This window comes from Aquimarina sp. 433, from assembly GCF_054054605.1.
Map to the genome: position 1 here is coordinate 28,762 of NZ_JBSWZK010000001.1, position 25,904 is coordinate 54,665.

Below are 25,904 nucleotides of genomic sequence, written 5' to 3' on the forward strand. Positions count from 1 at the left end.
CACAATAATGAATCTCGATTGAAACACCTGTTCACAAAAATAGTATTTGTTGTAGTATCTACAATTTTTTTAATTTCCTGTAACGCAATTAAAAGAGTATCTGAAGAAGATTCTTTATTGGTTAAAAATGAAATTTTTGTTGATAGTATTAAAAGTAATGACACTAAACTTTACAATCAGCTATACCAAAAACCGAATTCAAAACTTGCATGGACTCCTTTTAGACTTCACCTCTATAATATGGCAAAGGTAAATCCTGACTCCTCTTATCAAAACTGGCTATATAAGAATCCTAAAAGAGAACAAAAATTAATTAATTTTTTATCTAAAAAACAGGTTAATCGATTAGGTGTAGCCTATTCTGGAATTAATAATTGGTTAAAAAAAGCTGGAGAAGCTCCAGTTGTAGTTGATAGCGCTAAAGCAAAAAGATCTGTAAAAAGATTGCAGTCCTATTACTGGAATAACGGTTGGTTTAATGTAAAAACAGACTACAGCATCAATTATAAAGAAGATCAAAGAGCATCCGCTTCTTATTATGTAAGACCTCACAAACCTTACTTTATAGACACATTAAATACTAAAATCGATTCTAAAGTAGCTGATTCTATTTACAAACTACATCAAGACGAATCTGCAATCGTTGTTGGAAAACAATATAGAACCTTAGATATCGAATCGGAAAGAGAACGCTTAACCAGCTTATATAGAAATTCCGGGCTATATCATTTCGAAAAAGAATACATAAAATTTGACGCTGATACGGTAAATACCAATCAAAAAATACACCTAAATCTTCTAATTAAGGATAGACAAGTAACAGAAGATGAAGAAACAAAAAGAGTACCTTTTCAGGTACATAAGATTAGCAAAGTAAATGTATTTACGGATTACTCCTATCAAAACAGAAATGAAACTCCAAAAGACAGTGCCTCATACAATGGATATAACATTTATAGTTATGACAAGTTGAGATATACTCGCAAAGCTATTGCCAACTCTATACTGATAACACCAGGAGAAATTTTTAGAGATAAAGACCGAACCCTTACGTATAATCAGATTAATAATTTAAAAACTTTTAAATATCCAAACATCCGATACATTTTAGATCCAGATGATCCAAAAGGAACCGACCTTATTGCCAATGTATTATTAACACCCAGAAAAAAATACAGTACTAATGTAGAATTCGACGTATCTACTTCTAATATTCAGGTATTCGGAATTGGTTTTAGTGGTTCATTCTTAATACGAAATGTTTTTGGTGGAGCTGAAATTTTTGAAATCTCAGGAAGAGGTAGTGTTGGATCCTCTAAAGATCCCGTAGATCCAAATGGGCAATTTTTTGACATTTCCGAAATTGGGGTCGATCTTAAATTATCATTTCCTAAAATTATTTTCCCACTTCAAACGAGGAAAATCATCCCTAAATACATGTCTCCGACTACCAATCTTATTTTCGGTATCAACACCCAACAAAACATTGGTTTAGACAAACAAAATGCTTCCGGAATATTCAACTATGAATGGAAACCAAACACAAAACTTACAAATCAGATTGATTTAGTTAATGTTCAATACGTTAGAAATCTAAATACAGGAAACTATTTCAACGTATATTCTAACTCTTTCAGCAGATTAAATAATATTGCTAATGAAGTATTAGATTCAAATTCACCATTTTTTGATCCTGAAAACGAAAACGAGACTAGATTATCAATTCCATCTGGTGCCAATAGCTTTATAATAGAATCGCTCAGCGAAACTCCTGATCCTGATCTTACTTCAGAACAATTACAAGAAATCAGAAATATCAACGAACGAAAAGAACGACTTACAGAAGACAACCTTATTTTTGCTTCTAGCTATACCTATTTAAAAAATAATCGAGAAAATCTTTATGATGAGGATTTTTCAATTTTCAGAGCAAAATTAGAATTAGCTGGAAACGTTTTAAATACAGTTTCTAACCTAACAGGGTTAAACAAAAACTCTAACGATCGTTTCGAGATCTTTGGAGTAGAATTCTCACAATATGTAAAAACAGAATTGGATTATATAAAACATTGGGATCTCGGTGGAAAAAGTGTTTTAGCCTTTAGAGCCTTTGGTGGGATCGCACTACCTTATGGAAATGCTAATAGTATTCCTTTTGCTCGAAGTTTCTTTGGTGGTGGTCCAAATGACAACCGAGCTTGGCTTCCCTATGATTTAGGACCTGGAAGTAGTGGCGGCAGAAATGAATTCAATGAAGCCAATATGAAAATTGCACTAAACGCAGAGTTTAGATACAATATTTTAGGCTCACTTAATGGAGCTTTCTTTGTAGATGCTGGTAATATCTGGAACGTTTTAGATAGTGTGGAGGAAGAAGATGCTGTTTTTTCGAGATTAGATGATATTCAGGAAATAGCCGTCGGAAGTGGTTTAGGATTGCGTTATGATTTCGATTTTTTTGTAGTTAGATTAGACCTTGGTTTTAAAACATTCAACCCTGCTCGCTTAGAAGATCAAAGATGGTTTAAAGGTTATAATTTTTCTGAAGGTGTTTACAATGTGGGGATTAATTATCCTTTCTAAAAAACAATCACACTTTTCGTCTTTAAAATTAAAATTCATTCCGTATTATTTTATTATTTTTGTAGGCTTATTAACTAAAAGTAAATTATGAGTCACAACATCAAACCAGGAGTTGCAACAGGAGACGAAGTACAGGCTATCTTTAATCATGCAAAAGAAAATGCTTACGCCTTACCAGCGGTAAATGTAATTGGATCCAATTCTATCAACGCTGTATTAGAAACTGCAGCAGAGTTAAACTCACCGGTAATTATTCAATTCTCTAACGGAGGAGCTCAATTTAATGCAGGAAAAGGACTTTCTAATGAAGACCAGAAAGCTGCAATCGCAGGTGCTACTGCAGGAGCTCGACATGTACACCTAATGGCTGAAGCTTATGGGGTACCTGTAATTTTGCATACTGACCACTGTGCAAAAAAATTACTTCCTTGGATAGACGGATTGTTAGAAGCAGGAGAAGCTTTTTACAAAGAAACAGGAAAACCTTTATATAGCTCTCATATGATTGATTTATCAGAGGAGCCTATCGAAGAAAACATCGAAATCTGTAAAGAATATCTTGCTCGTATGAGTAAAATGGGGATGACTCTAGAAATAGAATTAGGTATTACTGGAGGAGAAGAAGATGGTGTGGACAATAGTGATGTAGATGATTCTAAATTATACACGCAACCAGAAGAAGTTGCTTACGCTTATGAAGAATTAAGCAAAGTAAGTGACAAATTTACCGTAGCGGCTGCTTTTGGTAATGTTCATGGTGTATATAAACCAGGAAATGTAAAATTAACTCCTAAAATTTTGAAAAACTCTCAGGAGTTTATTTCTGAAAAATATGGTGTAGAACATAACCACATTGACTTCGTGTTCCACGGAGGAAGCGGTTCTACTCTAGAAGAAATCAGAGAAGCAATTGGATACGGAGTAATTAAAATGAATATTGACACAGACTTACAGTTTGCTTTTAACGAAGGGATTAGAGATTACATGACCGGTAAGATTGATTATCTTAAAACGCAAATTGGAAATCCAGAAGGCGCTGATGAGCCTAATAAGAAATATTACGACCCTAGAAAATGGTTAAGAGAAGGTGAAATCACCTTTAAAACCCGTCTTAAAAAGGCTTTCGAGGATTTAAATAATGTAAATACATTATAACTAATAGACAACCAAGCTGAAACTCTGAATAAAAAAGAGTTTCAGCTTTTTTAATACAAATAATTTATGGCTTGGTTTAAGAGAACTCAAAAAGGTATACAAACCGCTACTGAGGACAAAAAAGACGTTCCAAAAGGACTTTGGTATAAATCTCCAACTGGGAAAATAGTTGATGCAGAACAACTAGAAAAGAACTTTTATGTAAGTCCCGAAGACGGATATCACGTAAGAATCGGTAGTAAAGAATATTTCGAAATTCTTTTTGATGATAATAAATTTAAAGAATTAGACAAAAACCTTTCCTCTAAGGACCCTCTTAAATTCGAAGACAAAAAGAAGTATACTGAACGTCTTAAAGATGCTCAGGAGAAAACAAACTTAAAAGACGCTGTTAGAACTGCAGTAGGAAAATCAAATGGTAATGACATTGTAATTGCTTGTATGGATTTTTCATTCATCGGTGGATCTATGGGAAGCGTTGTTGGAGAAAAAATAGCCAGAGCTGCAGATCATTCCTTAAAACATAATATACCCTTTATGATTATCTCTAAATCTGGAGGTGCTCGAATGATGGAAGCAGCATTATCACTTATGCAGTTAGCAAAAACTTCTGCTAAACTTGCTCAACTGGCAGATGCAGGAATTCCTTACATTTCTTTATGTACAGATCCTACTACAGGAGGAACGACTGCCTCTTTTGCAATGCTGGGAGACATTAATATTGCAGAACCAGGAGCTTTGATAGGATTTGCTGGTCCAAGAGTTGTTCGCGATACCACAGGAAAAGAACTTCCTGAAGGTTTCCAAACAGCAGAATTCCTTAAAGAACATGGGTTCTTAGACTTTATAAGTCCTAGACAAAATCTAAAAGAAAAAATAAATCTATATCTTGATCTTATCCTAAACAGACCTTTATCATCTAATTAGAGATAAGATTTTTAGACAAACAAAAAAGCGTCCTTGAGAACAAGGGCGCTTTTTCTTTGTTAAAACCAAATAATTACAATACAATTTCTCTTTGTTCTCCATCTGAATTTGTAAACACTGCTTTATTATCGCAAGAACCATCTCCATAATCTAAAGTACCACTGTAATTAGTTCTCACCAACTCTACTACCCCACTAACTAAAAATCTACAACTAGCTTCTCTTCTTATAGGCGTAGTGATCGTTGTACTATGCGTATTACCATTTGCAAGATTTGTTTGCCATGCTCCCGTAATTAAAAACACATTATCACCCCAATTACCATTGAAGGCACCTTCTATCCATTCTCTAGTCTTACTACCTGTTCTTGATGCTTGTGTACCATCAGCAAAAGTTACTGTAAGATCTAAATCCATTGAATACTGTGGATTCCCATTAGTGTTTGATTTTAATCTTGTAATTGTTTTCGATCCTTCAAATTGCATATCGTCTATAAAGAAATCTTCTAAGCCATAATTAATAACCAATGACATAGCATCTACATCGAGCTGATAAGACATCAGTATCTTTCCTTTTACAATATGCCCACTTCTCACCTCACAACCTTCTGTTCCAAAATCAATTGTTACCTCCTTAGAAGCATCAGTTAAAACCACAGTTATTGTAGCACAATCAGGCAAAAAACGATTATTACTGCTTTTTCCTAAGTTCTCTTCATCCTCGAAACCTTGCAATGTAAGATCACTTATCACCTCAGAACCGTCATCAATATTCGCTGTTAAGGAAGCTTCCGTCGCATCTATAGCATCAAATGATAATTGATCTGCTACTTCTTCGCTATTACATCCAACTAAAACCACAGAAAAGAATGCAATAAATCCAAATTTTAAAATGTTGTTCTTCATTATCTTAATTTTTAATGTTACTTCTCTAGGACATACCTATTTAAAAAAGGTTTAATTAAGGACGTTTTTTTTCATAAAAAGAGTTTCTTGTCGAAAAAGTATTATATTTGCACGCTAATAGCAGAATGCTATTTATACATAAAAATCATTTAAATAATATTGGAATGTATTTAACAAAAGAAATTAAAGAAGAAATCTTCGCAAAACACGGTAAAGGTAAAAACGATACGGGTTCTGCTGAAGGACAGATTGCATTGTTTACACACAGAATTTCACACTTAACTGAACACTTAAAAAAGAATCGTAAAGATTTTAACACTGAGCGTTCACTAGTAAAATTAGTAGGTAAGCGTAGAGATCTTTTAGACTATCTTAAAAAGAAAGATATCATGAGATATCGTGCAATCGTAAAAGAATTAGGATTAAGAAAATAATCAAAAAAGAGAGGCTGTATGCCTCTCTTTTTAATTATACTCTTATTTTCTTTTTGATAAAATTTAATAAAACATTTTGATCTAGAGAAGATTAAAATGAATGCCTTAGTTTTTCATTGGTCGCACAACAACTACAACAACACAACCTTGTCCGTCCGAGTAAGACGGAAACCAATGTTTAATGAAATCTTGATATAAGAAATGCAATCGCATTATATATTGAGATTAGAATCAAAAAAAAAATATGATTCCAAAAGTGTATAGAGAGGTCATTGACCTAGGTGATGGAAGAGAAATTAGTTTAGAGACTGGAAAATTAGCAAAACAGGCACATGGTTCTGTTGTTGTACAATCAGGAAAGTGTATGCTATTGTGTACTGTAGTTTCTAACTATAAAGCTGCAGATGTAGATTTCCTTCCATTAACTGTAGACTATAGAGAAAAATTTGCAGCTGCAGGTAGATATCCTGGTGGATTCTTCAAGAGAGAAGCGAGACCAAGTGATGGAGAAGTATTAACAATGAGATTAGTAGACCGTGTACTACGCCCACTATTCCCTAAAGATTATCACTCCGAAACTCAGGTAATGATCCAGTTAATGTCTCACGATGAAAATGTGATGCCAGATGCAATGGCGGCATTGGCAGCGTCTGCAGCAATACAATTATCTGATTTTCCATTTGAATGCCCTATTTCTGAAGTAAGAGTAGGAAGAATTAACGGAGAGTTTATTGTAAATCCTACAAGAGCTCAATTAGACGAATCTGATATTGATATGGTCATCGGAGCATCCGAAGATTCTGTTATGATGGTTGAAGGAGAAATGGATGAAATTTCCGAAGAGGAAATGACAGAGGCTATCAAGTTTGCACATGAAGCTATTAAGGCACAATGTATTGCTCAAAGAAAATTAGCAGAAGCATTCGGAAAGAAGGAAGTTAGAGAATACGAACCAGAAAGAAATGATGAAGATCTAGCTCAGAAAATTCATGATATGGCATATGATAAAGTTTATGCTGTAGCAAAACAAGGTTCTTCTAAGAAAGAAAGAGGTGCTGCATTTGCAGAAATCAAAGAAGAAATATTAGCTACTTTTTCTGAAGAGGAATTAGAAGACATAGGAGACTTAGTTTCTAAATATTACGGAAAAGCCGAAAAAGCAGCGGTTCGTGATTTGACACTAAACGAAGGATTACGACTTGATGGAAGAAAGACAACCGAAATTAGACCAATTTGGTGTGAAGTCGACTATCTACCATCTACACACGGATCGTCTATATTTACAAGAGGTGAAACACAGGCTTTAGCAACTGTAACTTTAGGAACTTCTAGAGAAGCTAATCAGATAGATATGCCTTCTTACGAAGGAGAAGAAACATTTTATCTACATTACAACTTCCCTCCTTTCTCTACAGGAGAAGCAAGACCAATTCGTGGAACTTCAAGAAGAGAGGTCGGACATGGTAATTTAGCGCAACGTGCTCTTAAAGGAATGATTCCTGATGACTGTCCATATACAGTTCGTGTAGTTTCTGAAATTCTAGAATCTAACGGATCTTCTTCTATGGCAACAGTATGTTCTGGAACTATGGCATTAATGGATGCTGGAGTTCAACTAAAAAAGCCAGTTTCAGGTATTGCGATGGGATTAATTTCCGATCCAGACACAGGTAATTATGCAGTATTATCGGATATTCTAGGTGATGAAGATCACTTAGGAGACATGGACTTTAAAGTTACTGGTACTGCAGATGGTATCACTGCTTGCCAGATGGATATTAAAATTAAAGGATTAAGCTATGAGATTTTAGTAAATGCATTAAAACAAGCTCGTGATGGACGTTTACACATTCTCGAAAAATTAACCGATACAATTTCTACTCCAAATGCAGATGTAAAGGGACACGCTCCAAAAATGGTTACCAGAACCATTCCTGGAGAATATATTGGTGCTCTTATCGGACCTGGAGGTAAGGTTATTCAAGAACTTCAGAAGGAAACAAATACAACTATTGTAATTAATGAAGATCCTGTTACTGAAGAAGGTATTGTAGAAATCCTTGGTACAGATCAAGAAGGAATTGATAAAGTTCTAGCAAAAATAAATGCTATTACCTTCAAACCAGAAGTAGGAAGTGTCTATGAAGTAAAAGTTGTAAAAATGCTTGACTTCGGAGCTGTTGTAGAATATATGGAAGCTCCAGGAAATGAAGTACTACTTCACGTTTCTGAATTAGCTTGGGAACGTACTGAAAATGTAAGTGACGTGGTAAATATGGGTGATGTAATGGATGTAAAATACTTTGGTATTGATTCTAGAACTCGAAAGGAAAAAGTTTCCAGAAAAGCTTTATTACCTAGACCACCAAGAAAAGATGGTGATAAACCAAGAGGTGATAGAAAACCAAGAAGCAATGACAAAAAAGAGAAGTAGGCTATAACATTTCTCTAAATACCTAATAATAAACGCTTTCATTATTTTTGAAAGCGTTTTTTGGTTTTACAAAAATGAATAGTATATTTGTCTGGTTGACCAAATTGGTTGACCAATTTAATTGAAGACCCTAAATCATGAACATTAAAATCTTAACAAGCACAATCGTCATTTGTGTATTGCTGACTTTTGCAAATACCCCAATATTTGCACAAACAGTTTCTAACAATTCTGAATTACAAAGCGCTATCACTAATGCATCCGCAGGATCTACCATTACACTGGCTAATGGAACTTGGACAAATGTGGTCATAAACATCAATAAAAATGGTACGGAAACAAATCCAGTTACTATCAAAGCACAAACTCCAGGTTCAGTTTTTTTCGAAGGTAATTCTAGAGTAAGTATGGGTGGTTCCTATGTTGTTTTTGAAGGAGTAGTTTTTCAAAATCCATCAAACTTAAGCACTAGCGGAAGTACGATAGAACCTATAATTGAGTTTAGAGATAGCAGTAACAATGAATGTGATCATTGTACAGTTACAAATATAAAAGTAGATAGTTATAATGGAACTACATCACAAGAAACCTTAACTTTCAAATGGATTGTGGTGTACGGACAATATAACGAAATTAGCTTCAGTTCATTTATTGGAAAACATGGTATTGGTAGTATTATCAACGACAATAGAAATGCTACTTCTACTGAATTTGCAGAACCTGATTTTACAAAAATTCATCATAACTATTTTGCAGATCGTACACCAATTAGAGAGGTTAATCAGGATAATGATCAAGATGCTATTAGAATAGGAAACAGTAGCACCTCATTACATCCTTCTAATACTGAAGTTTATGACAATCTATTTTACAACTGGTCTGGAGAAGTAGAAATTATTTCAAACAAAAGTGGTGAAAACAAATATTACAATAATACTTTTAGAGACTATCAAGGAACGTTAACATTACGCCATGGTGATAACTGCGAAGTATACAACAACTTCTTTTTTGCACAAAACAATCTTTTTTCAGGTGGTATTCGTGTAATTGGAGAAGGACATAGAGTATATAACAACTATATTGAAGGAGTAAATTCTGAAAAACCAGATGGTAGTAACACTAGTACAGCTGGAGCTATTAATGTTAGTAATGGAAGACCTAATACAGCCCTTAATGGATATTATCAGGTTATTGATGCTACTATAGTAAATAATACTTTTGTAAACTGTGATTATGGTTTTAGAATCGGAACTAATGTTGGAGGTAACTTAAGCTTAGCACCAGAAAACTTAATTATTGCAAATAATATCATGATTAATACTGCAGAAAGTGCAGTTGACGAGCAAACAGCACCAACAGGAACATCTGTATACCAAGGAAATATAACACAAAATGGTTCCTGGGATCTTTCAACGGGCACTAATAGTAACCAAGTAGTAACATCTGGACTTTTAGAAAATGGTCCTTTTTATTATGAATTAGGTTCTAACAGTCCTGCTATCGACGCAGCAGTTGGTAACTACCCTTTTGTTACTACGGACATCTTAGGAGGTACTCGTTCTGGAAGCCTTGATGCAGGTGCAGAAGAATTCAATTCAGGTGGATCTCGTATTCCATACACAACTGCCGATGTAGGTGTGAGTATTGGTTTTGGTGGAACTGGAATGGATACTCCAAGACTAACAGCTACTCCAACAACATTGAACGCAAATCGAAGTGGAGGAAACATTTCGTTTGAAATCAATGCTAATGTTAACTGGACCATCACCGAAAACTCCGCTTGGATAACAGTTGATAATGTTTCGGGAAGCAACTCTGCGATAATTACAGTTGACTATACAGAGAATAATACTAATGCACAGCGTACCGCAACCTTAACCATTAATGAGACTCCTGGAGGAAGTGATTTAACCACTACAGTAAACATTATACAGTCTAATCTTTTTTCAGAAGAAATTACTATAGTAGACGCAACTGCAATAGGAACTGAACAAGGAAAACCTAATGTTGGGCCTCAATTTGCATGGGATGATAATGTAACCGCATCTGAATATTGGACAGGAGACGCAAATACCGAACCTGAAGTTTCGATAACATTCGATGTATCTTGTATAAGAACCCTTAGTCAAATAGGAATTCATGTTTTAAAAGCTGATGAAAGAATGATTAATTTCGATATTGCCGTTGCCGATGATCAAAATGGTCCTTTTACCAATGTATTGACAGGACAAGATAGTGCCATCGAAAGTGGTGCTGAAAATACAGAGCAGTTATTTGCTCTTAACAATGTAACAGGAAGATATATCAAGTTTACTTCCAATGGTACCAATACGGGATCTGGTTTTGCAAGTATTGTCGAAGTGAATATCTATGGTGACCTAGAATGTGATGCTACCTTAGGAGTAGATGAAAACACTCTAGCTAGTAAGGGTATTTTATTATACCCTGTTCCTTCAGAAAACCAACCGATCCAAATCATTTCTAAGACAGCTATCGGTTTAGTACAAGTCTTTGATCTTAGAGGTAGAACAATCCTAAAAGAAGAGTTTAATAGTACCAATGGTACGATTAACACTAATAACTTAAGTAATGGAACTTATATTGCTAAAATACAAGGAGCCTACGGCCGTTTTGTGATACAATAACAACAAAAAACAAACCCTCTTTAATAGGTCTTAAAGAGGGTTTGTTTTTTCTATTAGAAAAGTCTTCCTAAGACAACACCAAACTGAAAGCCATATACACTTTTAACCCCATTGAGATTACCATAAGTAGAAAGTTCGAGACCTACTACACTATTAAATGTATATCGCAAAGATATCTTAGAAAATCCCCCAAGAATGATTTTCTTACTTTCTTGTACTCTCCTATAATCCAATGATGGTCCCGATGAACCGGGAAAACAAAAACCTCCAAAACCACAAGTAGATCCTGGAGAATATTCTACAGCATACTCATAGTCTTCACTGTATATAATAGAAGGACCTAGCATGGCAAATATCTTAAAAGAGCTTTTCTTGTTAAGAGCAAATGACTTAAATAAATTAGGAGATAACGCATACAATCTATTATCCCTCTCACCACTATTAGGAAATCTTTTTTCAATTCCTTCAGGTAATTCTGTTCCTTCAAAGTTTTCTATCTCATCTATTGGAGGGATACCTTTTGTACTTTCTGCGGTGTAGGCAGATCTTGTAAAATCAAATCCATATCCCCATCCGTTTTTTCGTTCAAACATAATACCTCCGTAAATATCCAACTCATTACTTTCATCACTGGCAATAGAGCTAAAACCATTGGTAAAGGCAATTGGTTTCTTCTCTCTTCTTTGTTTTTGATCCTTATCCAAATTTTGACTATGACCATATTTTGACACACATAAGAATAGAATTGTAACACTGACCAACTTTTTCATCATATTAAAAATTTATTGTTTAGTGATGTAAACATAATAGCAATACCACAGTCTTAGTTGTCAAAATCACGAGTATGAAATTTTGGTTTTGCGATAATCACAAGAGCAAAGTGATCAGTGCTAAAAAAACAGCAACAGACTTTTTAGAACTAGTCTATAAGGATTATCTATCATAGAATACTATGGATTAGTTGAAATTATATTGAAAAATGAGATTCCCGTAAAAAGTATTACCAATAGAATTAAAATTAACTCCTGGATTAAGTCCGATAGTAAACCCTTTGGGATACAACATAAATTTTAGATCAATAGGAACTCCTAGACTTTCCTCTGTTTTAGTATCCCTTCCAAAATCACCACTAAGATCATATCTACTATTAGAAAATACTCCTAATCCTGAATGAGTTTCTATTGCAAACCAAGCTGCTAAATCCCATTGTCTTCCGTACAAAAGATTAACCGTATAAAAACTATCCCCACCTCCAAAAAAGCTCACTTCTTCTCCTAATTTTAAATCCAAGGAAAAAATATTCCTTTTTAATGAAAAGGATGTTCTTACACTTAAATCAATTCCACTATGGCCAGAAGAATTGATTCTTTCTTTGTAAGTTGATTCATAAAAACCAAAACCGGCCTCGATAGATCTGAATCTAAATTTCCCCTTATCAGACGTATCATTTTCCTGTCCAAAGGAAATCTTTGAAATTAGTAACACAATAGCCACTTTAATTAATCTTTCCATAATAAAATATTTAACTTGTTTAGTGAATCAAACATACTTTCTATCTAAGAACTACCATTGTCAAAATCACGAGTATAAAATTTTATACTTGTGATAATCACAATTCGGGTATGTTCATAAAAAAACACCTTCAAAAAAATGAAGGTGCTTCAATCTTATTTTATTGTTTGCAAAAATTTATTATTCTATCCCCAATCTTTTTAGATGCGATAAATGAGCTACTACTCCACCTAAATAAGAAGTCTGATTCGGAATGATTTGATGATTCTTTAAAACCTTATATAGAATCTTATTAAGTTCCGGATAATAAACATGATGAATGTGCGGAAAAAGATGATGTGCTATATGATTATTAAATCCTCCAAAAATAAAATTTGCAAACCTACTAAAAGGATAAAAATCATTTGAACTTTGCACCTGATTCATGAACCATGATGTTTTTATCTTTCCAGAAGTATCTTTTTCTGGATATGCCAGACCCTTTATATGATGTGTCATAAAAAAGGTGAACAATAAAAATAGCGATTGCACCATATGCATACTTATAAATGCTACTATTACCCAATACAATTTTAGGTCAATAAATATCATAGGCAAGAACACCAAATAGCTTAGATAAACTATTTTTTGACACCAGAAAGAAAACTTGTATGCTAAAGAATGTTTCTTGCTATTACCAAAGTTGCTAAAAAACACCTTAAAATCTTTAATAAACACCCAGAACAATGAATACGTTGTATACAAAAAAGGAGCATATAAATATTGGAAACGATGAAACCATTTCATGTTCGAACCAGGAACTACTCTTATTAAATTCGTAATTTCTAAATCTGTATCATAACCTTCAACATTAGGAGCATGATGATGCGATGTTACATGCCTCTCTTTCCATGCTTCTGCATGAGCTCCTACCATCGTATAAAGAGTAATGAAACATTTATGATTTAACTCCTTTTTCTTAAAAATTGTGTTATGCGAAAAATCGTGCGCAAAGTTAAATGCGAATAACATAGAAACTAACCCAAAAACAACATAAGCCAATACCAACAATTGCGGTTGTGATATTTGATAAATAAAACTATATGAAATTAGTGTAAAGGAAAAATAAATGAATCCCTTTAAGAACATCTTTTTCTGAAATCTTCGGTTACAGAAATTAATTTTTTTATAGATCTCTTCCTGAATAGCACCAAAAAGCTCTACATGATCTTTAATATATAAATGCTTAGATTTCATATTGCAAAGGTTTTGGTGATTCTTGTGTTCCCATTTTCTTTAGAAACCTAAAATGTGATTTTAGGGCATCGCGATATGGCATCTCCATGTACGTAATACTATGTTTATTTGCTAATTCTCTAAATATCGGAGCCAATTTTATATAATGTACATGACATATATTTGGTAATAAATGATGTAAAGCATGTGCATTAAATCCTCCTAAAACCCAGTTTAAAAATTTACTATCCACATTATAATCAACCGAAGTACACATCTGCAACTTTGGCCAACTCATCGACAAATTACCTTCTTTATCAGCTTCGGGATGTGCTACAAAATCCGATAAATGAGATACTCCTAAAACCGCAGTAAATATGATAGAAATTAGAAAGTGATTGAGCATAAAAGCTACTACAATATGCTCCCAACCAAATGGCAATAACAAGCCAGGAATAACAATCATGTACCCCACATAAAATACTTTAAAGAACAAAAGCTTTACGATTTCCCATACCGGAATTGCAACCTTAATTGTCCTACTCGAGCGATTAAATATCATTAAAAACTCTCTAAACAAAAACCAATTAAGAGAATAAAACAAATATAAAAATGGCACATATAAATATTGAAATCTATGATACCAACGTACCTTTTGACTTGTTGTCATCCTAACAAGAGGATTATTTAACACATCGATATCACTTCCTTCAATATTAGTATACAAATGATGGGATTCATTATGATTTTTGCCCCATACATATGCATTATTGCCTTGTAAATTAAAGCTTAACTGAAACAAAATTTTATTCCAGAATTTACTTTTTACAGCCACTCCATGCGCTGCATCATGAGATACATTAAATGCTGTTAACAAAACTGATATTCCCAGACCTAAATACAACAAGTAAAAACCGATTATATTTGATGACGTTATCATCAGAACATACAACAAGACTGCCATCATAAAATATAGAATGATTTTAAAAATCATCTTATTATTTCCGAATTTCTCCAACCTATTAGACTCAAAATATTCTCGAATCTTCTCGGTAAGTTCTTTATAAAATTCAGAACCTTCATCTTTAGAAAATTTTATTTTTTGCATAATTATTTCTTTAAAATTAGACATATAACAGTCCTTTGGATATGTGAGAAGGCATACCTTCTCACATTCCAACATATAGTGAATTAACTAGAATTAATACGAAGAGTTTATAGGGTATAAACTAAGTGCTCCTTTTTAGATCATTCAACATACTACTTCTTTTTTCTAGAAGTAATATCCTTAAAAACCCCTAGTTGAACATTTCCTGTTTTAGATAAGAACACCAATAGTTGTTCTTTTTTAGAATTCGCATTTATTTTCTGTGTCCGCCAATGTTTAATAAATGATAAAACAGAAGTAATCTTATTAGAAGAGGAAACACTAAAAATCCCATCTTTTAGTGATCCTTTAATATATTTTGACACTTTTAGTGTTTCAGATTTCATTAAACAAATTTTTAATGTCTCTTTATCCAACACTTTAATGCGAGTATACAATTTTTCTTTTACCGGAATAAGACCAACCAAGTTTCCAGTAAGTACGTAAAAAGCTTCGAAACCATAGTCCCCTTCGATGCTTAAGTTGCTAGTGATATTCATAATTACTAAGATGTTTTTGATTTATTTTTCTTTTTAGAAAATTGCCAATTGATAAAAGGCAAAGAGCGTCTTTCATTTTTATTCCAAAGCCCTATTTGAATACCTTTTAGTGTTTTTGTATTATTAAGAATTCCTATTTGAACCCCTTCAAAACTCTCACTTTTGGAGTCAATATCGTTCCAAGCACCTATTTGCAATCCCTTAAATGTCTTAAAATCATTAAATCCTGATATTTGAATTCCTTTTCCATCCACAACAAAACTACCAAGCATTCCAAAGAGAACACCTCGTAAAACATAAGTAGAGCTGCCATAAACAGCTAATTGAATTCCATTTACTTTGTAAGAATAATTACCGAATCCTGTTATAGAAATCCCATTCATTCTTCTTAAAGCTTGAACTCCTCCAGAAACAGAAATCCCATTAATATCCATAAATGATAAAGTTCCACCAGAAACATTTATTCCATTTACGATCTCCGTAGGTTTCCGATTGAAATAATTTTCAAATTCACTTTCTTTATCAGGTAGTCCGATTTTGGGAGTAAAAAATATCGAAAAACCTTTACCGAAAGGTTCAATTCTAAGCCCGTTTGATTTTGTTGTGTTCGTGTCTGGTTCTACTTTCTTTTGTGCCAAACCAATCGACAAACCATAAACATCTGTATTTGTACTATTAAAAAAACCAATTGGTGCTACTACCTTATTGTCTTGTCCGAAAGTAATTCTGCTTATTATCAATACCATTAAGGTTAAAATACTAATTCTCATTTTTCTTGTTTTTAAAATTTCACAAGTCAAAACTATTGTGATAAGTACAAGACAAAAAGTGATAAGTGCGAAAAGGATTTTATTTTTTTGTGATTTTCGCAAATTAATATCTCCTAATTTTGTATTTGTGAAAAAATTAAAAATCACAAAGACACTTTATATTTTTTGCGAAAATCACAAAATTGAATTATTTTTCTATCTTATTTTTCCATCGCACTATCATCAATCGTAAAAAAATAAAGAATGATACAAGAAAATTTTTTAGAGCTTATTAAAAAACAAATCTGCTCTAAAACTTCGCTCATCGATGAAGTAGCAACAGCTTTAGATATAAGCTATGATGCTGCTCATAGAAGAATTAGTAAAAAAAGTAAGTTATCTCTTGAAGAAGGGGTAACACTGGCTAAATACTTCAGTTTATCCATTGATCAGTTGTTTTCTAGTGAAGATGAGCATATTGTGGCAGTAAAAAAAACGGCTCCAGTTCAGGACATGAAAAGTTTATTAGCATACTATGAAAACTCCTACAAATCTTTATCTCCGCTCATTAACAATCCGAATGTAGAGATAATTTATTCAGCCAAAGATCTACCAATATTCTATACTTCTGATGATAATCTCCTTTCTAAATTTAAGATGTATGTATGGTTAAAAATTATGGATTCTGAACTTGGTGATGTAAAATTCACTGGTTTTAACCCTTCTCTATCCTTAATTGAGGCTGCTAAAAGATTAGGAAAAATGTACAATGATCTTAACTCTATAGAAATTTGGGACATCACTACTATTAATAGTACATTAAAACAGATACACTTTTATTTCGAATCCGATTCTCTTACTTCTAAAGATGCTTTACAAATCTGTGATGACCTGCAACAGTTACTACATCAAATTTCTAGAAAAATAATTGAGCAAAAAGATAATTTTAAGTTCTACTATAATGAATTGTTACTCATGAACAACCGTGTATTGGTAAAAACACCTACCGAAAGATCGCTCTATGTCCCTTTTACCATTCTTTCTTATTATAGGACCAACGATGTGATCACTTGTGATCAAGCCGAAGAATTTCTAAATATACAAATGGAAGGTTCTAAATTATTAAGTACTGCGGGAGAAAAAGAAAGAAATTTATTTTTTAATAAAATGCAGAAAAAAATTGAAGCCTTACGTTCATTAATTATAGCCAAAAATGTACTAGAATTCGAATAAGCCTGTAAACTTTTAGCTCCTATTACGACTCATATACTACCAATACTTAAGGCAGTAATAGTGCATATAAAAAAATAATTTTACTTTTTTGTAACATTTTCGTAACACCTTACGTATAATTAAGAAAAGAGAAGCCCTAAATATTCACAATATTAAATTTCAAGGATAACATAGATGAGACAACTTAAAATTACGAAGCAGGTAACGAATCGTGAAACTGCATCGCTGGATAAGTATTTGCAGGAAATAGGTAAGGTAGATCTTATTACTGCAGATGAAGAGGTGGAATTAGCTCAGCGCATTAAAGCTGGAGATGAGAGAGCCCTTGAAAAATTAACAAAAGCCAATCTTCGATTTGTGGTATCTGTTGCAAAACAATATCAAAATCAAGGATTGACATTACCTGATTTGATTAATGAAGGAAACTTAGGTTTAATCAAAGCTGCTAAGCGTTTTGATGAGACTAGAGGATTTAAATTTATTTCTTATGCTGTATGGTGGATTCGTCAATCTATATTACAAGCATTAGCAGAGCAATCACGTATCGTTCGATTACCATTAAACAAAATTGGTTCGATCAATAAGATAAATAAGACATATGCTTTCTTAGAGCAATCTCATGAAAGACCGCCAAGTGCAGAAGAGATCGCTAAAGAATTAGACATGACGATCAATGACGTAAAGGAATCCATGAAAAATTCTGGTCGTCACGTAAGTATGGACGCTCCTTTAGTAGAAGGTGAAGATTCTAACTTATATGATGTACTAAATTCTGGAGAATCTCCAAATCCTGATAGATCTCTATTGCACGAATCACTTCGCACCGAAATTGAGCGTGCTTTAGAAACACTAACACCAAGAGAAGCTGATGTAATCCGTTTATACTTTGGTCTAGGAGATCAACACCCTATGACTTTAGAAGAAATCGGTGAAACTTTTGACTTAACTCGTGAGCGTGTAAGACAAATTAAAGAGAAAGCTATTCGTAGATTAAAACATACATCTCGTAGTAAAATATTAAAAACTTATTTAGGATAACTTTTAATTTCCTAAATTGCGGTTACAAACAGTTTATAACATAACTGTTCGTTTTTTGATTGATGAATGACCTCCGGCTGATTACCGGAGGTTTTTTCTTGCACAATATCTGTAGTTTTACACATTACTGTTGAACCACAATTAACAGTATTATTATGATTATTAAATCTTATTACTTCCCAAATTTTCTAAAAAAACTGTACCTTTAAAAGTATATAAAGGAAATTATGTGGCAAACCATTAGTTATGTAAGTACTGCAGATCCATCATTGACTACCTTAGAAATGGAAGACCTTTTCCAGCTCGTTAAACAAAAAAACAATGATCTGGGCATTACTGGTATACTTTTATATTCGGATGGTAATTTCATGCAAATACTAGAAGGTGAGAAAACTTATATACATGAGCTATTTTCTAAGATACAACAAGATGAACGCCATTATAATGTTATTAAAATTTTTGATCGAAAGATTATCAACCCTTGCTTTTCAAAATACCACTCGGACTTTAAAGTTTTTGGAGAATCTTATAGTCATAATGAACTTCAGAATTTCTTAGAAGGAGAAAAGTCTTATAATCCAGACAATTACAAAAGTGTCTCCTATCTTACTAAAAAGTTCATGAAACTTTCCTAGGTAATTATTTAGTAGAGCAAAAATTCATGTCTTACTAAACGACTGTTAAAAACAACTGTTAAATCTATTTTTTTGCAGAAAAATTCCCTTTCAAAATTATAACTTTAAGTTATATGAAAAAACCTATTTACCATACCATATCGTATGTTAGCACTTGCTCCGAGCTTTCTGATCAAGAAATAAACGAATTATTAAATACTACAAAACTGAAAAATAATGACTTAGGAATTACAGGAATTTTGATGTATTCTGAACAAAATTTCTTTCAAATTATCGAAGGAGAAGTAACAACTATTAAAAATTTATATCAAAAGATAGTCCGTGATATTAGGCATTTTGATATTATTAAAATATTTGATAGGTCTACAGAAATTCGATGTTTTAAAACTTTTGAAAATTCCTATACTGTCGTAAATAAGGAGAAAGATTATTTAGAGCTAGAACGTTTTCTAGAATCTGAAAAGAGTTATAATCCAAAAAACTTTAAAAACATATCCTACATCGCGAATAAATTTATGAAGCTCTCTTAGTTTTAAACTTAAATAGTATTTTTGCAGCAAATTTTACTAAATATGGCTTCTAAATTAATTGCCCCTTCTGTATTAGCTGCGGATTTTGCTAACCTACAAAGAGATGTTGAAATGATAAACAACAGTGATGCTGATTGGTTTCATATCGACATCATGGATGGAGTTTTTGTACCTAACATTTCCTTTGGTATGCCAGTACTAAGAGATATCGTAAAACATGCAACAAAAACTATTGATGTTCATTTAATGATCGTAGATCCAGACAGATATATAAAAACATTTGCGGATTTAGGTAGTAATATTTTAACCGTTCATTACGAAGCTTGTACACACCTTCATAGAACATTGCAGGCAATAAAGGCAGAAGGTATGAAAGCAGGAGTTGCGATCAATCCACATACCAATGCTAGCTTATTAGAAGATACGATCAATGATATTGATTTAGTTTGTATTATGAGTGTAAATCCAGGTTTTGGAGGACAATCTTTTATAGAAAACACTTATAAAAAAGTACAACAGCTTAAAGAAATAATTGTTCGTAATAACGCCAGTACTATGATCGAAATTGATGGTGGAGTTACTAACAAAAATGCAAAGCAACTTGTTGATGCTGGAGCAGATGTATTGGTTGCTGGTAGCTACGTTTTTAAGAGTGAAAACCCTATTGAAACTGTAAAAGGACTAAAAGAGATTATTGGGTAATGAAACACATTGAGCTTATTATAATCGGTGGTGGTCCAATAGGTATTGCTTGTGGTCTAGAAGCTCAGAAAAAGGGGATAGATTATCTCATTATAGAAAAAGGCCCAATTGTTAATTCTCTTTTTAACTACCCTGTTAATATGCAATTTTTCTCTTCTTCAGAAAAATTGGAAATTGATAATATTCCTTTTATAAGCAATGAAGCAAAGCCAAAAAGAAATGAAGCTCTAGAATATTATAGAAGAATTGTTACTTCTAATAATCTTACTATAAACTTATTCGAAAAAGTATATTCTGCTAAAAAAGAAGGAAATCTTTTCCATATCCAAACGGAAAAGGATACGTATACATCTAATTACATTATAGTAGCTACGGGGTTTTATGATATTCCGAATAAGATCAATGTTCCTGGTGAAGAACTACCCAAAGTATCTCACTATTATAAGGACCCTCATTTTTTTGCAAAGCAAAAATTAGCAGTTATTGGCGCTAGTAATTCTGCAGTAGATGCCGCTTTAGAGTGTTATCGCAAGGGGGCAGATGTTACCATGATAGTTCGATCTCCAGAAATTGGAAAACGTGTGAAATATTGGGTACGACCTGATATCGAAAACCGAATCAAAGAAGGAAGTATTCATTCCTTTTACAACGCCAATGTAAAAGAAATACATTCGGACAAACTACTGATTACAACACCCGAAGGTGAAGTTTCTATAGAAAATGATTACGTATTGGCTTTAACAGGATACATGCCAAATTTTGAGTTTTTAGAAAACATTGGTATTGAACTTTCGGATGACAAAAAGAAGTATCCGCAGTATGATGAAAACACTATGGAGTCTAACATCAATGGTCTTTATTTAGCTGGTGTAATTTGCGGTGGAATGGATACACATGTTTGGTTTATTGAAAACTCTAGAATACATGCAAAAACTATCTTAAACCACATTGTTACTACTAAACAGGACTCTTAAAGGTTTCAACTAGAAAAGAACAAAATTTCGCTATAAGAAAAAGCGGGAGTTTTAATATAAACTCCCGCTTTTTAATGTTTTATTTTATCTAATCTTAGCTGTTAGTCATTAGATAAGATACTTAGAATATACCAGAATAATAACATTAATGATGCAAACAAACCTAATGAAGCACCTACATATTGATCTTCCGAGTATTTATGAACCATATTAGAGGTTTGGTATAAAATTGATCCCGAAGCTAAAACTACCATCCCAACACTAAACCATAAACCAAGATTAAAACCAAATAACATTCCCGCTACAATTAAACCAAGGGCAATAAAAAACCCTATTGTTAACATAGATCTAAGAAAAGAGAAATCTTTTTTTGTCAAGAGTACGACACCAGACAAACCAGTAAACAATGCTAACGTAAGAATTGCTGCTTGATTTAATATATTAGCACCACCACTCTCAGCAATCATCATAGCTATCCCAATTAAAGGAATAAAAATAAACGCTTCTGCAACCACGTATAATACAAGACCTAAGTATTGCTTATTAATATCATGAGTTTTATGCGCCATTCTTTCCGCATAATTAGTTGCCAGCATAAATCCTCCTAACATCAATAACCATCTCCATCCCTGTGTCATAGAAAAGGCAAAATTTACTAATGGCTCTATCTGAAAAAACACCCATTCTACAATTACAAATAATAATACTGCCATCGCTAGATGCGTATATGTCTTTTTGTAAAAAGCCACTCTTTTTTCGTCAGTAAGAGAACTTACTACTGGAGCTACTTGCTGAAATTCTTCCATTTTTTATTTTTTTAATTTGTTATACGTACTAAGATACTTTTTATCGTTAAACATAAGTGTCAATATAGCGCAAAATGTTACCCTGATTTCTTCTTTTTTTTAGATTTAACTGATAGGTCACTTAAAAGTAACATATAAATTAATTGATCTGAGTTTCGAAATAACGAAAATTGAGCATCCTGCTTACATATAGATAGATATCGGGAAATTGATCTCTTAACTTATCAGGAGATTCCATAAAGACCTCAACCAACACAGCGATAAACTCAAATTTATCCGTAAATGCATATTCTCTTAGTAATTTACTATCAATAATTTTATTCCTTAACGTAACCGAGGATAAGTGATCTTCCAACTCCAGAAAAGTATCATGAAATATTTCTGAACTTATATTATTACTTTTTAGAGAACAATAATGAATCGCATGCGTTATTTCATGAATTCCTAAATTGATACCATCATCCTGATCTAAATTTCCAAGATTAAAATGCTCCCAAGACAGCACTAAAGCTTTAGATCTTGGATTAAATTCTCCTTTGTTCTCTGTTTTGTTTAGAATAGAATAATACGAAGATGGGTATAAGATAATAGTCTCTACGTATTCTAATAAATAATTACGCATCCCAAAAGTCATCTGAATCACTAATAACGTAATTTGCATACGTTTTTCATCATCAACAATCACCCCTTCTCTTCCTACAAACTTTGTCGTTTCTAAAAACCGAACTACACGATGCTCAAAAAAAATTTTTTTCTGTTTATCTAGTCTATTATACAATGAGTTAGTAGCCAAAAAAGGCACCAAATGCTTAGGCAACTTTTTGGGAGTAATATAAAAATGTACGAAGAAAGGCTTCTTATACTTATTTGCATATACGGTTTCCAGATATCTTGAGATATAATATAGACATATAGCAACAATAGTCATGGCTAGTATTACAGCCAAAAATTTCGGTATCCCAGGTTCAGGTTGTTCCTGAAGGGAAATAATGTATAAAAAATAAAGATTCAAAAAGCTAAAAGTAGGTTTATTAAGTTACAATAATAAAGGTTTTGAAATAAAAACTCTGTTAAATCAGTAACTAAAACGCTAAACCTTAACGAATAGTATGAAAGAAAACCTACAAATAAGGTCTTTAAATCTAACTATTTGGTGGTATTAATTCCTACTTCTTGGATGGATTTATAACCACCTGCCACATCTACCAGATTATGAATCCCTCTACTTTTTAAAATAGACGCTGCAATCACCGAACGATAACCTCCTGCGCAATGCACATAAAAGGTTTCATCTTTTGGAAAATCCGCTAAGTAATCATTAATCATACTCAAAGGGGTATTAGAAGCTTTTAGAATATGTCCTCCAGAAAACTCAGATTGTTTTCGTACATCGAAAACGGGTGTGCTTTCGGTAAGTTTATTTTTAAATGTATCTGCAGTAATAGAATCTAATTGATCGATTTCTTTTCCGGCTTGTATCCAGGTTTCAAAACCGCCTTCTAAACATCCTAATGTATGATCAAAGCCAACTCTGGATAATCTGGTAACCGTTTCCTCTTCTCTACCCTCTGGAGTAACTAATAGTATAGGTTGTTTTACATCTCCTATCAATGCTCCTACCCATGGTGCAAAACCTCCATCTATACCGATAAAAATTGATCTTGGAATATGCCCTTTAACAAAATCACTCTGATGCCTTACATCTAAAATCACTGCTCCAGTCTCATTTGCTATTTGCTCAAAAGTATCTGGATCTAACTTTTGGGTTCCACGATTTAATACTACCTGTATGTCATCATATCCTTCTTTATTCATTTTCACATTCAGTGGAAAATAAGAGGGAGGCGGTAATAAACCATCTGTTACTTCTTTTACAAACTCTTCCTTGGTCATATCCGATCTCAGCGCATAATTGGTTTGCTTCTGTACTCCTAAGGTTCCAACAGTTTCTGAACTCATATTTTTTCCACATGCTGAACCTGCGCCATGCGCTGGATACACAATAACATCATCTCCTAGCGGCATTATTTTAGTGCGTAAACTATCAAATAACATCTCTGCCAACTGTTCTTGGGTCATATTCGCAGCTTTTTGCGCCAGATCAGGTCTGCCTACATCACCTAAAAACAAAGTATCTCCACTAAAAATAGCATGATCTTTTCCTTCTGAATCTCTTAATAAATAGGTTGTACTTTCTAAGGTATGTCCTGGAGTATGCAAGGCCACAATAGTTACATCTCCTATTTTGAATTCCTGACCGTCTTCTGCAATGATTGCATCAAAAGAAGTATGAGCATTGGGCCCATATACAATTGGAGCATTAGACTCTTTAGAAAGTGTAATATGTCCACTTACAAAATCGGCGTGAAAATGTGTTTCGAAAATATATTTGATCTCGGCATTATCCGCCTTTGATTTGTCTATATATGGTTTTATTTCTCTTAGTGGATCTATGATCGCCACTTCTCCATTACTTTCTATATAATATGCTCCTTGTGCAAGGCAACCGGTATACATTTGTTCTATTCTCATCTTTCTCAGAAATAAATATCAAAAATTTTTCAAATTTATAATTAATTAAAAATACCACAAGCTATTACTCCCATTTATGAAGCACCAAGAAATTTCAGTAATTCATATACAAGAAAAGCAGGCCATACTATTGCTTTCACCACACCTAATAAACCCATCCAAAAACTTGTTGCATGACTAATATAATAGATCAAAGCACCAATAATACCTAATCCATAAACAGTATTTGAAGAAGCTTTTTTCTGTACTTTTTCTTTCATCTTATAGTAGGATAAACCCTATTTTTTGGGGTATTTAAAACCATATAGTAACTGTCCTAAAAAACTTTTAGGTACATTTTCGTCTCCCGGAAAACCTATCTTAACAGTTCCGCTATCCTCTGGAATATAATTTGTCTTAAAGATATAATCCCAAAGACTTAAACTAATTCCAAAATTTACTCCAAAAGAATTTTTAGGCAAAACATACGCATGATGATATAAATGCATCACTGGATTATTTAAAATATACTTAAGTGGTCCCCAAGTAATCTTAATATTCGCGTGATTAAAATGCCCTATCGCAATTGCCAAAAAGTGCACTATATAAGCTTGTTCTGGCTCGAATCCTCCTAAAATCATGACTCCAATAGTTTTAAGAGGTTTGTATAATATGTTTTCCATCCAATGATATCTAAGATGTGCGGCAAACCCCATTTCCTTTACGGAATGATGTATTTTATGAAATCGCCAAAAGAAAGAAAACTTATGTAATAATACATGTGTAAACCATTGTACAAAGTCTAGAATAATAAAAAACACGAGCAACTGCAACCATTTCGGTAAATCTGATATATTCAAAATCGTAAGACTTTGATGTGATATTCCTAAGTTGTTAAAAAATAAACTCAACAATTCATAAACCCCACTTATTACAATAGAAAACACAAAAAAGTTGAAAAACATATAGAATCCATCCAACCAAAAATCTTTTCTAAAAATTACTTGGTCTTTCCTCCAAGGAAATAACAACTCCAAACTCCAAACTAATAATGAAATAGCTATTAATCCCCAGAAATAGTTGGTATACCAAGGAACTTCAAAAAGAATAGAGTTCCAAGTCCACTGAAGACTATTTTTAAACGCATCAATAAATACATTCACATATTTATCCATAATACAAATTTACTAAAGAAAACCGCTTACCTTACTATATGTCGAGTAAATGATTCCTTTCCTACACTATATGAAGAATTAGTTTTTAGAATGGT

General features: G+C 33.0%; 24 protein-coding genes. 12 read left to right on the top strand and 12 right to left on the bottom strand.

The window, feature by feature from the left end:
• The first annotated feature begins 18 nt into the window (after positions 1–18).
• The 3 genes from tamL to accD all read left to right on the top strand — a co-directional run bounded on the left by tamL (position 19) and on the right by accD (position 4,665).
• Entirely contained in the window at positions 19–2,583 is a 2,565-nt protein-coding gene (tamL, locus tag ACWNT5_RS00130; RefSeq protein ID WP_456516249.1) for a translocation and assembly module lipoprotein TamL, read from the top strand.
• 87 nt (positions 2,584–2,670) lie between these two features.
• A complete protein-coding gene (fbaA, locus tag ACWNT5_RS00135; RefSeq protein ID WP_299602749.1) occupies positions 2,671–3,738 on the top strand; it encodes a class II fructose-bisphosphate aldolase in 1,068 nt (355 codons plus the stop codon).
• A gap of 66 nt (positions 3,739–3,804) precedes the next feature.
• Positions 3,805–4,665 (top strand): acetyl-CoA carboxylase, carboxyltransferase subunit beta, encoded by an 861-nt coding sequence (gene accD, locus ACWNT5_RS00140; protein WP_299602751.1) that lies wholly within the window; start codon positions 3,805–3,807, stop codon positions 4,663–4,665.
• Positions 4,666–4,738: 73 nt separating this feature from the next.
• On the opposite strand, the gene ACWNT5_RS00145 is transcribed toward accD, so the two are convergent.
• Positions 4,739–5,569: a hypothetical protein gene (locus ACWNT5_RS00145; RefSeq protein WP_456516250.1), complete on the bottom strand. Its 831-nt coding sequence runs from the start codon at positions 5,567–5,569 to the stop codon at positions 4,739–4,741.
• 164 nt (positions 5,570–5,733) lie between these two features.
• Between ACWNT5_RS00145 and rpsO the strand changes: the two genes are divergently transcribed.
• From rpsO to ACWNT5_RS00160, 3 genes are all read left to right on the top strand, one after another.
• Positions 5,734–6,003: a 30S ribosomal protein S15 gene (rpsO, locus tag ACWNT5_RS00150; protein WP_299602757.1), complete on the top strand. Its 270-nt coding sequence runs from the start codon at positions 5,734–5,736 to the stop codon at positions 6,001–6,003.
• A gap of 244 nt (positions 6,004–6,247) precedes the next feature.
• On the top strand, positions 6,248–8,437 hold the full coding sequence (locus tag ACWNT5_RS00155; protein ID WP_456516251.1) for a polyribonucleotide nucleotidyltransferase: 2,190 nt from the start codon (positions 6,248–6,250) through the stop codon (positions 8,435–8,437).
• A 137-nt stretch (positions 8,438–8,574) separates the two neighbouring features.
• Positions 8,575–11,082 carry a chondroitinase-B domain-containing protein gene (locus tag ACWNT5_RS00160; protein WP_456516252.1) on the top strand — a complete coding sequence of 836 codons (2,508 nt, stop codon included), beginning with the start codon at positions 8,575–8,577 and terminating at the stop codon, positions 11,080–11,082.
• Positions 11,083–11,135: 53 nt separating this feature from the next.
• Here the strand turns inward: ACWNT5_RS00160 and ACWNT5_RS00165 are convergent, their stop codons facing one another.
• The 6 genes from ACWNT5_RS00165 to ACWNT5_RS00190 form a co-directional block, all read right to left on the bottom strand.
• Positions 11,136–11,855 (bottom strand): hypothetical protein, encoded by a 720-nt coding sequence (locus tag ACWNT5_RS00165; protein ID WP_456516253.1) that lies wholly within the window; start codon positions 11,853–11,855, stop codon positions 11,136–11,138.
• 184 nt (positions 11,856–12,039) lie between these two features.
• A complete protein-coding gene (locus ACWNT5_RS00170; protein ID WP_456516254.1) occupies positions 12,040–12,594 on the bottom strand; it encodes a hypothetical protein in 555 nt (184 codons plus the stop codon).
• 180 nt (positions 12,595–12,774) lie between these two features.
• Positions 12,775–13,830 (bottom strand): fatty acid desaturase family protein, encoded by a 1,056-nt coding sequence (locus tag ACWNT5_RS00175; protein WP_456516255.1) that lies wholly within the window; start codon positions 13,828–13,830, stop codon positions 12,775–12,777.
• Positions 13,820–14,917: a fatty acid desaturase family protein gene (locus ACWNT5_RS00180; protein WP_456516256.1), complete on the bottom strand. Its 1,098-nt coding sequence runs from the start codon at positions 14,915–14,917 to the stop codon at positions 13,820–13,822. The genes ACWNT5_RS00175 and ACWNT5_RS00180 overlap by 11 nt, the downstream gene beginning before the upstream one ends.
• Positions 14,918–15,069: 152 nt before the next feature.
• Positions 15,070–15,456 (bottom strand): hypothetical protein, encoded by a 387-nt coding sequence (locus ACWNT5_RS00185; RefSeq protein ID WP_456516257.1) that lies wholly within the window; start codon positions 15,454–15,456, stop codon positions 15,070–15,072.
• A gap of 5 nt (positions 15,457–15,461) precedes the next feature.
• A complete protein-coding gene (locus ACWNT5_RS00190) occupies positions 15,462–16,226 on the bottom strand; it encodes an LA_2272 family surface repeat-containing protein (RefSeq protein WP_456516258.1) in 765 nt (254 codons plus the stop codon).
• Between the two features lie 243 nt (positions 16,227–16,469).
• Here ACWNT5_RS00190 and ACWNT5_RS00195 point away from each other — a divergent pair, with 243 nt between their 5' ends.
• From ACWNT5_RS00195 to ACWNT5_RS00220, 6 genes are all read left to right on the top strand, one after another.
• On the top strand, positions 16,470–17,438 hold the full coding sequence (locus tag ACWNT5_RS00195) for a hypothetical protein (protein WP_456516259.1): 969 nt from the start codon (positions 16,470–16,472) through the stop codon (positions 17,436–17,438).
• 174 nt (positions 17,439–17,612) lie between these two features.
• Complete coding sequence (locus ACWNT5_RS00200) at positions 17,613–18,476, top strand: sigma-70 family RNA polymerase sigma factor (RefSeq protein ID WP_027395748.1); 864 nt, start codon at positions 17,613–17,615, stop codon at positions 18,474–18,476.
• Positions 18,477–18,703: 227 nt separating this feature from the next.
• Positions 18,704–19,111 carry a BLUF domain-containing protein gene (locus tag ACWNT5_RS00205; RefSeq protein ID WP_299602786.1) on the top strand — a complete coding sequence of 136 codons (408 nt, stop codon included), beginning with the start codon at positions 18,704–18,706 and terminating at the stop codon, positions 19,109–19,111.
• A gap of 113 nt (positions 19,112–19,224) precedes the next feature.
• Positions 19,225–19,641 carry a BLUF domain-containing protein gene (locus tag ACWNT5_RS00210; RefSeq protein ID WP_299602788.1) on the top strand — a complete coding sequence of 139 codons (417 nt, stop codon included), beginning with the start codon at positions 19,225–19,227 and terminating at the stop codon, positions 19,639–19,641.
• A gap of 42 nt (positions 19,642–19,683) precedes the next feature.
• Positions 19,684–20,343 carry a ribulose-phosphate 3-epimerase gene (gene rpe, locus ACWNT5_RS00215; protein ID WP_299602791.1) on the top strand — a complete coding sequence of 220 codons (660 nt, stop codon included), beginning with the start codon at positions 19,684–19,686 and terminating at the stop codon, positions 20,341–20,343.
• On the top strand, positions 20,343–21,317 hold the full coding sequence (locus ACWNT5_RS00220; RefSeq protein ID WP_456516260.1) for a YpdA family putative bacillithiol disulfide reductase: 975 nt from the start codon (positions 20,343–20,345) through the stop codon (positions 21,315–21,317). Before rpe ends, ACWNT5_RS00220 begins: the two co-directional genes overlap by 1 nt.
• A 101-nt stretch (positions 21,318–21,418) precedes the next feature.
• Here ACWNT5_RS00220 and ACWNT5_RS00225 read toward each other — a convergent pair whose 3' ends face one another.
• The 5 genes from ACWNT5_RS00225 to ACWNT5_RS00245 form a co-directional block, all read right to left on the bottom strand.
• Entirely contained in the window at positions 21,419–22,123 is a 705-nt protein-coding gene (locus tag ACWNT5_RS00225; protein ID WP_299895717.1) for a Bax inhibitor-1/YccA family protein, read from the bottom strand.
• A 139-nt stretch (positions 22,124–22,262) separates the two neighbouring features.
• The gene (locus ACWNT5_RS00230; RefSeq protein WP_456516261.1) at positions 22,263–23,069 is read right to left on the bottom strand and encodes a zinc-dependent peptidase; all 807 of its coding nucleotides are present in this window, start codon (positions 23,067–23,069) and stop codon (positions 22,263–22,265) included.
• Positions 23,070–23,269: 200 nt separating this feature from the next.
• On the bottom strand, positions 23,270–24,655 hold the full coding sequence (locus tag ACWNT5_RS00235; protein WP_456516262.1) for an MBL fold metallo-hydrolase: 1,386 nt from the start codon (positions 24,653–24,655) through the stop codon (positions 23,270–23,272).
• 74 nt (positions 24,656–24,729) lie between these two features.
• Positions 24,730–24,915, bottom strand: a complete 186-nt coding sequence (locus ACWNT5_RS00240; RefSeq protein ID WP_299895710.1) for a hypothetical protein — start codon at positions 24,913–24,915, stop codon at positions 24,730–24,732.
• An 18-nt stretch (positions 24,916–24,933) separates the two neighbouring features.
• Positions 24,934–25,809, bottom strand: a complete 876-nt coding sequence (locus tag ACWNT5_RS00245; protein ID WP_456516263.1) for a sterol desaturase family protein — start codon at positions 25,807–25,809, stop codon at positions 24,934–24,936.
• Between the last annotated feature and the right edge of the window lie 95 nt (positions 25,810–25,904).